General features: G+C 53.6%; 10 protein-coding genes. All 10 read right to left on the reverse strand.

Translation table 11 applies throughout. From position 1 onward, the window contains the following. Positions 1–37: 37 nt before the first annotated feature. The 10 genes from CSC3H3_RS11435 to CSC3H3_RS11485 all read right to left on the reverse strand — a co-directional run bounded on the left by CSC3H3_RS11435 (position 38) and on the right by CSC3H3_RS11485 (position 13547). Positions 38–556, reverse strand: coding sequence for a methylated-DNA--[protein]-cysteine S-methyltransferase (locus tag CSC3H3_RS11435; RefSeq protein ID WP_245881089.1), 519 nt, complete (start codon positions 554–556; stop codon positions 38–40). After that, positions 540–2087: a DNA-3-methyladenine glycosylase 2 gene (locus CSC3H3_RS11440; RefSeq protein ID WP_101284887.1), complete on the reverse strand. Its 1548-nt coding sequence runs from the start codon at positions 2085–2087 to the stop codon at positions 540–542. Before CSC3H3_RS11440 ends, CSC3H3_RS11435 begins: the two co-directional genes overlap by 17 nt. Positions 2088–2262: 175 nt before the next feature. Continuing rightward, on the reverse strand, positions 2263–2490 hold the full coding sequence (locus CSC3H3_RS11445) for a hypothetical protein (RefSeq protein WP_101264326.1): 228 nt from the start codon (positions 2488–2490) through the stop codon (positions 2263–2265). Between the two features lie 626 nt (positions 2491–3116). Beyond that, the gene (locus CSC3H3_RS11455) at positions 3117–4673 is read right to left on the reverse strand and encodes a DHA2 family efflux MFS transporter permease subunit (protein ID WP_101284889.1); all 1557 of its coding nucleotides are present in this window, start codon (positions 4671–4673) and stop codon (positions 3117–3119) included. Next, complete coding sequence (locus CSC3H3_RS11460) at positions 4670–5827, reverse strand: HlyD family secretion protein (RefSeq protein ID WP_101284890.1); 1158 nt, start codon at positions 5825–5827, stop codon at positions 4670–4672. The genes CSC3H3_RS11455 and CSC3H3_RS11460 overlap by 4 nt, the downstream gene beginning before the upstream one ends. Further along, positions 5824–6285, reverse strand: coding sequence for a MarR family winged helix-turn-helix transcriptional regulator (locus tag CSC3H3_RS11465; protein WP_215907490.1), 462 nt, complete (start codon positions 6283–6285; stop codon positions 5824–5826). The genes CSC3H3_RS11460 and CSC3H3_RS11465 overlap by 4 nt, the downstream gene beginning before the upstream one ends. Positions 6286–6614: 329 nt before the next feature. Beyond that, positions 6615–7925: a YjiH family protein gene (locus tag CSC3H3_RS11470; RefSeq protein ID WP_101284892.1), complete on the reverse strand. Its 1311-nt coding sequence runs from the start codon at positions 7923–7925 to the stop codon at positions 6615–6617. Between the two features lie 294 nt (positions 7926–8219). Further along, a protein-coding gene (gene prfB / locus CSC3H3_RS11475; RefSeq protein WP_101284893.1) for a peptide chain release factor 2 occupies positions 8220–9348 on the reverse strand; the annotation gives its coding sequence in 2 pieces (ribosomal slippage) (positions 8220–9278 and positions 9280–9348; 1128 coding nt in all). Positions 9349–9539: 191 nt separating this feature from the next. Then, positions 9540–11978, reverse strand: a complete 2439-nt coding sequence (locus CSC3H3_RS11480; RefSeq protein ID WP_101284894.1) for a penicillin-binding protein 1A — start codon at positions 11976–11978, stop codon at positions 9540–9542. A gap of 390 nt (positions 11979–12368) precedes the next feature. Then, entirely contained in the window at positions 12369–13547 is a 1179-nt protein-coding gene (locus CSC3H3_RS11485) for an N-acetylmuramoyl-L-alanine amidase (protein WP_245881090.1), read from the reverse strand. Positions 13548–14370 lie beyond the last annotated feature (823 nt).

Raw genomic sequence — 14370 nt, forward strand, 5'->3', positions numbered from 1 at the left:
TCAGGTGTTTCTGACACGGCATTTATATTTGTTGGTGTCAGGCAGCACGCACTAACGCTGCCTCATGGTCCAGCAGCCATTGTTTACGGGCAAGGCCGCCTGCATACCCCGTAAGCGTCCCGTCAGAGCCAATAACCCGGTGGCAGGGTACAAGGATGGAAACCGGGTTTAGGGCATTGGCGCGTGCAACGGCGCGTACGGCCTTTGGGTTGCCCAGTTTGGTGGCCATCCCGGCATAGGAAACATGGGTGCCTGTTGGAATTTCAATTAAGGCCTGCCAAACCATTTTTTGAAAATCAGTTCCGCGCAGGTCAAGATCAGCCAATGGCAAAGGCATATGTTTTCCCGCGAAATAACCATCCAGCCAGGCCGTTACCGATGCCGACACTTTGCCGTTTTCCTGCCAGTCAACAGATTTGAACCGCCGGGACTGGATCAGAACCATTCGCCCATCATTATCTTCAAAATCAAGGTGCACCAACCGGCCATCAACCGATGCCAGGCCCAGCTTGCCAATCGGGCTGTCATATCGGGCGATATCAATTACCGTTTTCATGGTCATCTTCCTTTTCAATCAGGTCGTTCCCACCTTGATCCGGGATAAGTGCCGACCACAAATATTGCGCGGCATAGGCCCGCCAGGGCCGCCACACCACCGAATGCTTTTCAAGGTCTTTGGCCGTTGCCGGGCCACCGCCGATTTGCGACCCCTTTAAAATGCCCAGATCAGCCGCCGGGAAGGCATCGGGGTCGCCCAGCCCCCGCAGCGCAAAATAGTTAAGCGTCCAGGGACCAATGCCCTTGATTTTCGCCATCTGCGCCAAAATATCGCTGCCGGGCTGGTCGCGAAAATCTGTTGCAGCAAACAGGTCAATTACATCGGATAATGTCTGCGCACGCCGACGGGTCAGCCCGATGGGGATCAGATCATGGCCCTGCAAAGCCGCGGGTTCGGGAAACAGATGCGTAATTCCAGTACCAGCAACCAGTGCATCAGGCAGTGCACGCCCATAACGCGCAACAATACGACCGGCCAGCGTACGAGCCGCAGCAACAGATACCTGCTGGCCCAAAACAGCGCGCATGGCCAGTTCAAACCTGTCCCAACAGCCCGGCACACGCAAGCCCGGCCGCCTTTGTACCAGCGGGGCCAATAACGGGTCATTGGCAAAAATGGCTGTAATTGCACTCATATCGGCATCAAGGTCAAAAAGGCGGCGCACCCGCCCGCCAATTTCAAGCAGGCTGCCGCGATCGTCGCCCCGCAGGCATATTTCGATGCTGCCATCCTTTTCAAAACGGCAAATCATAAGCCCCGGTGCATTATCAAGGCAGAAGCCACGCGCATAATAATCATCGCCAATGGCCTCAAGCCCCTGAATGGCGCGGTCGCGAAAGAACCCCAATATAAAATCACGGTCAAAGGGCTGGCGGGGTTTTAAGCGCAAAACCATATCGTCCTTCTGTCTTGTGGTCGGATTATAGCGATTTCCGGTATGGTCAGATGGCGATGCATCAATGACCCGTAAACCACGCCGAAAAGCCGTTGGTGCATGGCCATAGGCTTCTTTCATGGCGTCATTAAACCGGCGCAAGCTGCCAAAACCGGCAATATCGGCAATTTCCGTCATCGACAGGTTACTATCGACAATAAGCTGCCGCGCCCGCAAAAGCCGCCGGGCACGGGCATGTTCCTGGGGGGAAACGCCGGTATGATCCTTGAATATCCGGCGAAGGTGCCGTGCGCCCACGCCAAGGCGATCAGCCAAATCCTCGACTGACCCGGTGCTTAGGGCACCATCCTCGATCAGGCGAACAGCGCGGCGAACGGTGGCGTGCACCCCGGCGGCGGCAGCACTGCCCGGTGCGGCTTCGGGCCGGCAACGCAGGCAGGGGCGAAAACCGTGTGCCATTGCCGCCTCGGCCGTAGGATAAAATTCCACATTCTGCCGCTTTGGCGTTACCGCCGGGCAGATAGGCCGACAAAATATGCCGGTGGTTTTAACGGCAGTGTAAAACCGCCCGTCAAACCGGTTATCACGGGCCAGCAGGGCCGTATAACATATGTCATCGCTGATTTGTTCCATACCCGCAGTCTAGCAGAGTGGGAATTAAATACTCGCCAGATTCGGACTCTGACATTTACACCGTCTTCACGCGCAAAACAAAAACCGCGCCAAACAATCTGGCGCGGTTGAAAAGGAGTACATTGCCGGGTTTTTCGCAGCAGGTGCACTGCCGCCAATAACCACCTGAGGATGATCAGAACCGGGGTGGTTCGGCCTCATAGACCCGTTGGAAGAAATTCGGGTTTAGCAGGGTGGAAATAGCAATCAGGGATGGCGACCGCCTTTCGCTGACCTTAACAATAAGGGCATGCGGTGCCGGTGTGATGTCGCGGATTTCAAGAACCTCAAAAACCGAACTTTGGGCATTGGTCACCCGGAACTGGTCGCCAATGGCGATATTCTGGTCCGCTTTCCGCGCCATTCTTCAGGACCTCCGTAATTATCAGAAACAAAAACCAGCCCGGCAGGTTCCACCCGGAATGGCTGGCTTTGGCAACGCAGCCATACTGATACAAACTCGCGGCGAAACTATGACAGGGATATGACCGAAAATGGCAAAATCGGGAAAATAAATTATTGGAAATTTGTAATTTCTTCGAACTACATGCGCATAAAACGGGAAAATGCAGAACAAATTATGGGACTTCACACATCAGACAGGATGATGTTTTTCATGTATCACAAGGAAAAACAGCTATTTAAAGATGAATATCAATCAAATTTTACATCTTTAAATAAATGCATCTGAATGCGGGATCAAACAAATGTTCAGGGCTGAATAGCCAGAAGCATTGATCGTTTACTTTACGCCACAGGCATTAACAACAGATTGCCGGGCTGTCAAAATATCCTGCCTGAAAATGCAGTACCTTCATGCGGTGCCTTTGCACCGCCTCCACCTCCCCCCTACCCGAATTGCGCAATGCCCAAAAACAAATTGGCGGCACGAATAAATTCGCGCCGCCATTTGCTCCATTGTCCATGCGGGGAAGATTGGGGGGAAGAACATGGACAACGAAAATCGCAGGTAACAGGTGCCACAAAAGGCTAGTCCATTACCTCCATATGCTTTTCATCACCGGGCTTTGGCTTTTTCGGCCCCTGCATCACCAAAAGCAGCGGTGCCACAGCCAGCACGATCCACATCATCGCCTGAAAGTCATCCAGATAGGCAATGGTCTTGGCCTGGGTTGTGACCATATTGTTCAGGCCAACGGCACCGGCTGTTGTCGTCCAATCCCAGGCATCGGGTAGCCAGGGTGCCTGCATGGCATGACGAAATGGCGTTAGCATCGCGGCAAAGCTGGAATGCACGACCTGCGTATTCTGGGTCAGCATTGTTGTCATCACCGAAATACCGATACTTGATCCGATATTACGCATCAGGCTGAACATCGCCGTACCTTCGGTGCGGTATTTCGGGTTTAGCGTCGCAAAGGTAATGGTGCTAAGCGGTACAAAAATAAACCCAAGGCCAACACCCTGAATAATCCCGGTCATGGTCAGGGTTGTGGCGCTGACTTCCGTGGTAAAGCACGACATTTCATAAAGCGAAAGTGCGGTCATGCTTAGCCCGAACAGGATAAGAAAGCGGATATCAAACCGCCCGACAAGCCTGCCGACCAGCATCATCGCAATCATGGAGCCGATACCACGCGGTGCCAGCAGAATGCCTGCCGTAACCACGGGATACCCCATCAGGTTTTGCAAAAACGGCGGCAGCAAAGCCAGCGTTGCCAGCAGCACCACACCGACAATGAAAATAAAGATCAGACCAATGGCAAAGTTTCGGTCCTTGAACAGGCCCGGCTCCAGGAACGGATGGCGCGCGGTAAACATATGCACCAGAAACATGTAGATGCACAGAATGCTAAGAACCAGTTCGACCAGGATTTCATAAGACGAAAACCAGCTTTGCGATTCCCCGCGATCAAGCATCATCTGCAGCGCGCCAATAGACAGACTAAGCAGGGCAAAACCGAACCAGTCAAAGGGTAAACCAGGTTTTTTAGCGGTTTCCGGCACAAAGGCCATAATCCCGCCCAGCGCCATCAGGCCCACCGGCAGGTTGATGTAAAACACCCAGCGCCAGTTATAATATTCGGTCAGATAGCCACCAAGCGTTGGCCCCAGAATAGGACCAAGCATCACCCCCATTCCCCACATCGCCATGGCAGAACCATGTTGTTCCTTGGGGTAGGTATCAAGCAGAACAGCCTGCGAAAGCGGCACCAGACCGGCACCAAACGCCCCCTGCAGCAGGCGGAAAATGACAATTTCAGGCAAAGACGTTGCCGCCCCGCACAACATGGAGGCAATGGTAAAACCGGCAACAGAACATATGAACAGCTTGCGCCGGCCAAAACGGGCAGCAAGGAACCCGGTTGGCGGCGTCATGATGGCGGCCGCAACGATATAGGATGTCAGCACCCAGGAAATCTGGTCCTGGGTGGCAGACATACTGCCCTGCATATGCGGCAATGCCACATTGGCAATCGTTGTATCAAGCGCCTGCATGATGGTCGCCAGCATGATGGAAACGGTGGTTAGCCCCCGTTCCAGCGGTGTGGTTTCCATGCCTGCTGTTGCTGCGGCAGAACTCATTGCGCGCTTTCTCCGCCCGCGGTGCCGGCTTCGGCCTGGTTAATACCAATCCAGGACAGGGCCGTTCTGGCAAAAGCCGGAACTTCGCGCTTGTGATGGGTGTCCACTTCGACAACCGTGCTCATACCTGCACGCAGAATGGGCTGACTATCGGTCATTTCCAGTTCAATACGAACGGGGACACGCTGCACAACCTTCACCCAGTTGCCCGTGGCGTTCTGGGCGGGCAGCACCGAAAATTCCGCCCCGGTCGCGGGTGATACACTTTGCACCACACCTTTCCATTCATGATCGGGATAGGCATCCACCGTTACCGAAACTTCCTGCCCCGGCTCCAGATAGGTCAGGTCCACTTCCTTGAAGTTTGCATCGATCCACATGGATTGGGTGGAAATCAGGCTGGCAACAGCTTTGCCCGGCGTAATATAGGCACCCGGTTCGGGCTTGTTGGTTACAACGCCATCAAAAGGCGCGGTAATAACCGTATGGGCCAAATCCAGTTCCGCCTGGTCCAGGTCGGCCTTGGCCTGCTGAAATTGCGGTAATTGTTCAACCGGCGTATCGACCGAACCGCCCAGCTTGGCAAGGGTGGTTTGCATGGCCTGGCGATCCAGGGCAATTTGCTGTTTTGCGCTGGCAACCGCGTTTTGCGCATCATCAAATGCCGCCTTGGAAACCACATTGCGTTTGCTAAGCTGTGACTGGCGGGCATAGGTTTTCTGGGCGTATTCCAACTGGATTTTCGCCATTTCCAGATTGCCCTGCTGCTCGGCATAGCTTTGTTTCAGGGCGTTCATGTCCTGACGGACCGACGCAAGGTTTGCCTGTGCCTGTTCGACGGCAATTTCAAACGGGTTGCGGTCAAGGCGCAAAATAACATCGCCTTTTTTGACCTGCTGGTTTTCATGCACCAGCACCTCGGCCACCTGCCCGCTAACCTGCGGGCTGATGGCAACCATATCGGCATGGACATAGGCGTTTTCGGTTTCAACAAACCGCCCGCCTGAATAATACCAGTATGCCCCACCCACAATGACGGCCACCGGGCCCAGAACCAGCAATATCGGGCGCAACCAGCGCCGTTTGCGTTTCGGTGCGGCGCTGCCTTCGTTGCCCTGTTCAGGATTGGCGGCATTATCGACGCGTTCGTTCATTCTTCGTTGCCTTTTAAATCTGGTTTGGTGGCCTGCGGGGCTTTGTCCGCCATTTCCTGTTCGCAGGAAATCAGGTTCATGCGCATATGCTGCAAATGGCCGATCATGACTTCCTGGTCATCTTCCGACAGGCCTGCCAGTGCATCGCGCCGGGTTTCAGCGGCGAATTCCCACATTTTATCAATAAGCGGAGAGGCATTTTTGCCGATATAGAGGTTTACCGCCCGCCGATCAGCCGGGTCGCGCCTGCGTTCAACCAGACCGGCTTCCTCTAACCGGTCAATCAGGCGTGCCAGGGTAATGGGCTGGATATCCATCAATTCGGCCAAAGCGGCCTGATTAATGCCTTCGCGCGGCACCAGAAAAGCAAGCGCCTGCAACTGCGACTGTGTCAGCCCCAATTCGCGGGAACGGCGGTTGAAACGGCGCATCATCAACCGTGATACGTCTTTCAGCAAAAAGCCGATGCTTCTTTGAGGATCGCGCGAGGATTGCAAAAACCAACTCCAACTTATAATACGCAGTACATATTGTAAGCAATGTATATTAAATTTGCCATTCGCCCTGCAAGTGTGAAATATCTCACAGGTCAACACTACTGACAGAAACAGGACAACAAGCTGATTTTTATGGAAAAAATTGGCAGCATGGCACCCATGCGAGAACAGCACAGCACGCCCACCCGCCCGGGAACTTCGCCCAAAAAGGCAATAAAAATGGCCCCGCAGCAATGCACCGGGGCCATTTTAGCGGAGTCCGCGAACGGATATCCGATATTTTACCGGGGTTAGCCGATCAGCATACCGGCAGGAATTGCCAGCAGCAGGCTAAGGGCGACACGCAGGAACCAGACAATCACCAAGCGGCCAACGCCGATTGGAATTTCCGTTGAGAGAATGCAGGGAATGGAGGCCGAGAAAAACAGAACTCCCGATACGCTGACCACACCGGCGGCAAACCGCACGACGAAATCCGCATCGCCCAGCACCAACGCGGGCAGGAACATTTCAGCAAGACCGGTTGCCGATGCCTTTGCCAGTTCTGCCGCACCATCGAGGCCGAAAATGGCCGTAAACGGATAGAAAACGTAACCCAGCCAATCGAAAACCGGGGTGTATTTCGCCAGCAGCAACCCGATCAGACCAACCGACATGATCGATGGCAGGATCGAAATGGTCATCAGCAGACCTTCGCGGATATTAAGCTTGATGTTTTCCAAAAGGCCCGGGGCATTATGGGCAACATCAAGGCCGCTTTGCCATGCTGTGCGTACACGCTCGCCCGAGGGAACATCGGGTTCCGGGTCACTCGCATGGTCATCCATGCCAACCAGCGGCGGAATGCGCACCGTAATGGCCGTGACGACAAAGGTAATAACCAGCGTCAGCCAGAAATACTGGTTCCAGATTTCCATCAGGTTCAGGGTTTTGGCAACGATAATCATAAAAGTTGCCGAAACGGTTGAGAACCCGGTAGCAATCACCGCAGCTTCGCGGGCCGAATATTGCCCGGCCTTGTATACCCGGTTGGTAATCAGAAGGCCGATGCTGTAGCTGCCAACAAAGGATGCAACCGCATCAATGGCCGAACGGCCCGGTGTTTTCCAGATCGGGCGCATGATGGGCTGCAGGAACACACCAATAAATTCCAGCAGGCCGTAGCTGACCAGCAATGCCAGAAAAACAGCCCCGATAGGCACGATCAGGCCAACCGAAATCACCAGCTTGTTAAACAGGAACGGCAGCATATCCTTGCTTTGCAATGCTTCCGGGCCCCAGCCCGTCAGCGCAAGAACAGCCGTTAGCGCACCGATAACCTTTAACAGCGAAAAGACCTTTTCGGTGGTGCTGCTTTTCCATTTGCCGGTCACAAACGGATAGGCGGCCCCCACCCAGATCATGGCAAGTGCATAATAGCCGGCAACCGGGCCAAGCACACCGCGCAGATAACCTACCATATGGTCAAGCGGGATCGAGCTTTTGCCCTCGATCGTGATCGGAACGAAGAAGATGAAGATGCCAATGGCACTAAGCCCGAGCAGCCGCCAGATATTGGCAGCGCTTGGCTGGGCCGGGGCAGATTTGTTGTTTGAAGACATGATAGCTTCCCTGAGAGTCACGTTCATGGATATCTATTATGTATAGACATTTTATTATGACTATACATTTGAGCACTTTCTGCAACAGGGAATTTTGTGGAATGCCTCAAACCTGTGATGCGAACCCATGGCATGGCGGCGTTTTTATGGTGCAAACAGGCGGAATTGGCAGGGTGCCGTAACGACAGCCCGCGCGATATTTTCACCACACAAATTTGTATAAAATATAACCTGAAATGCAAAAGCCCCCGCTACGATGCAGCGGGGACTTTCAAACCGGTATCAAGACTCCGGTTAATTGATATCTTCGATCTCGCCAGCAGAACCGGTGACACGGGCGGCCAGGGCGGCCGCCATAAAGTCATCCAGATCACCGTTCAAAACACCCTGGGTGTCCGAGGTTTCAACCCCGGTCCGAAGGTCCTTGATCATCTGGTAGGGTTGCAGAACGTAAGAACGGATCTGATGGCCCCAACCGATATCGGACTTGGTGTCTTCAACGGCCTGTGCTTCGGCTTCGCGACGCTGCAATTCGGCCTCGTATAAACGGGCTTTCAGCATTTTCATCGCGGTATCGCGGTTTTTATGCTGCGAACGGTCGTTCTGGCACTGGGCAACAATGCCGGTCGGAATATGGGTGATACGCACCGCAGAATCTGTCCGGTTAACGTGCTGCCCACCGGCACCCGATGCACGATAGGTATCAACGCGCAAATCCTTGTCCAGGATTTCGATATTGATATCGTCATCGACCACCGGATAAACCCAGCAGGACGAGAAACTGGTATGGCGGCGCGCGGCACTGTCATAGGGCGAAATACGCACCAGGCGATGAACGCCCACTTCGTTTTTCAGCCAGCCATAGGCATTATGCCCCGACACCTTATAGGTAACAGACTTGATGCCGGCTTCTTCGCCGTCGCTTTCTTCAAGCATCACAAGTTTGTAACCCTTGGATTCACACCAGCGCACATACATACGGGCCAGCATGCTTGCCCAGTCCTGTGCTTCGGTACCACCGGCACCGGCGTGAATTTCCAAATAGGCGTCATTCGCGTCAGCTTCACCCGAAAGCAGGCTTTCAAGTTCACGCTTTGCCGCGATATCGCGGATCGACCGCAGGCCGTCTTCGGCTTCTCTGACCGTATCGTCATCGCCCTCGGCTTCGCCAAGTTCAATCAGTTCGATATTGTCTTCAAGTTCCTGTGCCAGGGCCTTGTACCCGTTGATGGAATCATCAAGCTGGGTCCGTTCGCGCATGATCTTCTGCGCGTTTTCGGGTTTGTCCCAAAGGGTCGGATCTTCGGCAAGGGCGTTTAATTCGTCGAGACGTCTAAGGGCATTATCCCAGTCAAAGATGCCTCCTCAGCAGTGCCATCGACTGCTTGATCTCATCAACCAATGCCTGTGCTTCAGCGCGCATTGATGTCTCCGTTTATTCAAAAATCTGGTTTGGACGATCCCTGCCCCATCAGGCAGTTACCGCGTCATCGGCGGCGCTTATAACAGTTTTTGCCCCGCTTGAAACCCCTGCGGGCAGACAAAAGGGCCGGAGAATTCCTCTCCGGCCCCATTTTATCGTCAAACAGCATGCATCATGCCGTATTTTGCAGGTCAGTAAATGCCGCTGGGGCTGGAAACGCCGCCGTCATTGCCGCCTCCACCAACTCCGCCCGAGGCGCCATTATCAGGCGAACCACCGTCAATCACACTATCATTACGTTCCGGAATGGTGCCGGGTTTGAAGGCTTCCCAGATCACGTTGCTATTACCTGCCTGTGCTGGCAGGCCACTACGTGCATCAACGCGCACCATGCGAATTCCCGGGGGGGTACGGAACGGAACGGCCTTAACGCCGTCCATCGCCCGGGTCATAAATTCCTGGAAAATCGGCGCTGCGGCCGATGCCCCCTGTTCACGCCCGCCAAGGGAACGGTTGTCATCGAAACCAACATAAACACCCAATGCCAGGTCAGGCGTAAAGCCAACAAACCATGCATCGCGGGAATCATTGGTGGTGCCGGTTTTACCCGCCAGCGGGAAAGGCAGGTTCCGCATGCGCCGACCCGTACCACGCTGCACCACCCCTTCCAGGATGGAGACAATCTGATAGGCACTTGCCGGGTCTGTCAGCTGTTCGCGGTTATCAGGCAGTTCCGGCGGAAGCTGGCCGTTATAAACAACATCCTGGCATTCCGCACACTGGCGTTCATCACGGCGATAAATCACTTTACCGCGGCGGTCCTGAATACGGTCGATCAGGGTTGGCGTAACCTTTTTACCGCCATTAACCAGTTCGGAATAGGCATTGGTCAGATGCAGCACCGTTGTTTCCGCAGCCCCCAGCGACATGGAAAGGACAGCCGGCATGCTATCAACCACGCCAAATTTTTCGGCGTAATCAACAACCTTTTCCATACCAATGGTCTGCGCCAGACGCACCGTCATCAGGTTTCGCGAAAGCTCGATCCCCAAACGCAGGGTCGAGGGACCATAAAACTTGCCGCTATAGTTACCTGGCTTCCATTTGCCCTGCCCCGGCCCCTGATCAATCACGAAGGGGGCATCAAGAACCAGCGATGACGGGGTAAAACCGGAATCCATCGCGGCCAGGTACACAAACGGCTTGAAAGCCGAACCGGGCTGACGGCGGGCCTGGGTGGCACGGTTGAATTTCGACATATCGTGGGAAAAACCACCCGACATTGCCAAAACACGGCCCGTATGCGGGTCCATTGCGACCAGACCACCATTCACATCCGGGATCTGCTGCAGGGAATAGCTGCCATCAATGGCTTTGCCGTCATCGTCCTCCAGGCTGGCAACCATTACAACATCGCCGGGATTAACCACATCCGATGCCTTGCCAACGGCGCCGCCCACCGTCTGGCCCTTTTGCCAGGCACGGGCCCATTTCATTTCGGCAAACGGGATTTTACCCTGCTGGCCGTTTTCAACACCAATGATCGCGTCATTGCCATCCAGGCGCAAAACAACTGCCTTCAACCAGGGAATATCGCGCGGTGCTTTTACCGGTTCCAGTGCCTTTTGCCAGTCACCGGAAATATCGATTTTATCCATCGCCCCGCGCCAGCCATGGCGGCGGTCATATTCGACCAGGCCATCAAACATCACCTTGTTGGCGATGGTCTGCAATTTCGGGTCAACCGATGTCCGAACCGAGAGGCCACCATTATAAAGGGCGTTTTCCCCATAGCGGTCGACCAGTTCACGGCGGACTTCTTCGGCGAAATAATCGGCATTTGCGTAATAGTCGACCGATTCACGGTCCTGCCCGATCAGCGGAGCGGCAATGGCCTGTTTGGCTTCGTCCTCGGTGATGTAGCCTTCATCAAGCATACGGCCAACGACCCAGTTGCGGCGCCCCTTGGCGGCATCATGGTCACGAACCGGGTCATAATTTGATGGGGCCTTTGGCAACGCACCAAGATAGGCGGCTTCGGCAACGGTCAGTTCATCAAGCGATTTATCAAAATAGCGCAGTGCCGCCGCAGCCACACCATAGCTGCCCCGACCCAGGTAAATTTCATTCAGATACAGTTCCAGAATGTGTTTTTTGGAAAAGGCCTGTTCGATACGAAACGACAGAATGGCTTCCTTGATCTTACGGTCATAGGAAACCTCGTTGGTCAGCAAAAAGTTTTTTGCCACCTGCTGCGTAATCGTGGATGCCCCCACCGGGCGCCGGCCGGAACCAATATTGGCGATGTTGGTTACGGCAGCGCGAAACACACTGGGGAAATCAATGCCAGGATGTGTCCAGAAATTCTGGTCTTCGGCAGCAACAAAGGCATTCATCACTTTGCGCGGGATCTGTTCGATCGGAACAAAAACGCGTTTTTCCTTGGCATATTCGGCGATCAAGGCCCCATCGCCCGCATGAACACGGGTCATGACCTCGGGTTCGTAATCAGCCAATTGGGTATAATCGGGCAAATCCTGGCCAAAATGCCAGAAAACACCAAGAACACATGCCCCCCCTGCTACTGCCAGCAGGAAAAACACACCGATAATTGTCAGAAAAATACGCATTAAACGGATCTTTATCGTTTCGCTGTTGTTGCCGTCTCGACGGGTGCCTGATCGCACAAATAACACAAAGCCTTATCATCGCGGCAAAAAAGTGACCTCGTTCATAGAGAACGATCAGGTGAAACTTTTGGTTCCCGCGCCAGGATCGGTATTTGAACAAATTTTAAAACACATTCACCCCGTGCCATGATTGCGCGGACGATAAGCGCAAAAACCGGCAAAACAACGGCACAGTTTAATGAAATTCCAAAATACACATTTTCAAGCACACGCACCCATCACGTTTGCGCGCACGATCCATGCATAACAAACACATGACAGACAGGATTAACATCGCTGACCCGGTCAGCTAAGCCCGCTCAGGCCTGCGACGAAAAATCCTGTACCGCGTTAAAATTTGTGGGTTTTGAAATAGTCATCAAGCGCCCGCATGATAGCCTTTGCCATCTTGGTGCGATGGGCGGCCGATTGCAGCAGTTTCGCATCGGTCGGGTTGGACAGATACCCCATTTCAAAAAGGGCCGAGGGGATATCAGGCGCCTTGAGCACCGCAAAACCGGCAAAACGATGGGTGCGCTGCTGCAGTTTGACGTCGTTTTTAAGTTCGCGCACCATGTCGGTGGCGAAATTGGACGACAAATTCATCGTTTCGCGCTGGGCAAGGTCGATCAGGATGCTTTGTACCAGCGAGTTTTCTTCGGAAAGATCAATACCGGCAATAACGTCGGCCTTGTTTTCCTTGCTTGCCAGTGCCGATGCCTCTTTGTCCGATGCATTTTCAGACAGGGTGTAAACCGATGCGCCACGATGGCTTGAATCCGAAATGGAATCAGCATGAAGCGACAGGAACAGGTCGGCATGGTTTTTACGGGCAATTTCGGTGCGCTGACGCAATTTCAGGAACACGTCCTTATCGCGTGTCAGCAATGCCCGGTAACGCCCTGAATCCGTTAAAACCTTTGCAAGTTCACGGGCCGCTGCCAGGGTGACATCTTTTTCATAAACACCACCAACACCAATCGTTCCCGGGTCAACACCGCCATGGCCGGCATCAATCGCGATCAGGGGTTTTTCATGGCCTGTCTGGCTGGTTTGGCCGGTTTCAACGGCAACATCGGCACTTTTTTCGGTAACCGACGTATCATTGCGCTGACGGGCGGAATAGGCTGCCATGCTTTCGCGTGATGCCGCCATAAAGGTGTCGCGCGATGTGGGGGCAACATCGATCACAAGGCGGTTGGGTTTGCCACCACTGGAAGGCAGGGTGAAAATTTTGGAAATCAATGCAGGCTGGCTGACGTCAAGAACAACGCGAAACGTGCCTGGCTTAAACAGGCCATAACGCAACCCGGAAATGATCCCCCCACCCGACGTCACTTTGCCGGGAGGCGCGCTCCAATCAATTTCGGGCATGTCGATGATGATCCGAAACGGGTCAGGCAGCAGGAAGTAAGTAAAATCAACGTCGCTATCAAGATCGATGACAAAGCGGGTTTTATCGGGATAAACGCCCAGCCGCGCGCCCAGAACCTTTGCGGTTTTGGCTTCGGCCATATTGCTGAAAGACACTACAAAAAGGCAGCATAAAAACGCCGTGGCCAACGCCAAAAAGCCGCGACCATTCAACAACCCACCCTGCGTGATTTTTTGCCTGCCTTGCAAAAGCACCGCCGACCCCATTCTGACTTACTGCTTTTTCGGATATCCCGACACGTCATGTGCCGTTTGTGCTTATAGCAACCAGAAAGTTAACGGGTAATTGACCAAACAGGCCAATCCGCGACTTCCCGGCTGACATATCATACGCATGCGACCAATTTATGATCCGGCGTAATTTTTGTGCGTGCGATTCCATATGCTTTTGCCAATCGCCCAATCTTTACAGGCAAACGCGATCCTTGCGTTATATTTGCAAATTCGCATACAGCGAACGACCATAATCACCACAAAAATTGCGGGTTTATTTACCCAAATCAGCGCACAACGCATTTTGAGCAATTTGCAAATCACGCCAATAATTGAAAAATCGTTATGATCACAATTATTTGCGTCAAATTTTCTTTTCCGCCTATGAAAGGTCGAAAATGCGCGGTTTTTCGCGCACAGGCCCAATAAACCTTGTCGCAGACGCAACAAAATTGTTTGTGGCCTGTGAATAAAAGAGATATGTTGTCGCCGAGATTCCTATGCTTTACGGGACAAGAATACTCTCCGTCAGGCTGAGGACGCGACGTGGCAGTTCCTCGGGTCGGTGTCTCGGTGACGCGGCAATCCCCGCTCCCGATAGAGCCCTCCCATACCAGGCTGTCGTGGCGCGCTCGATACAGACATAAGCAATTCTTATTTTTAACACCAAAACCAGGTCCATACCGAAAGAGCAGCCGAAACGCGA

It is taken from the genome of Thalassospira marina (genome assembly GCF_002844375.1).
Taxonomy (GTDB): domain Bacteria; phylum Pseudomonadota; class Alphaproteobacteria; order Rhodospirillales; family Thalassospiraceae; genus Thalassospira; species Thalassospira marina.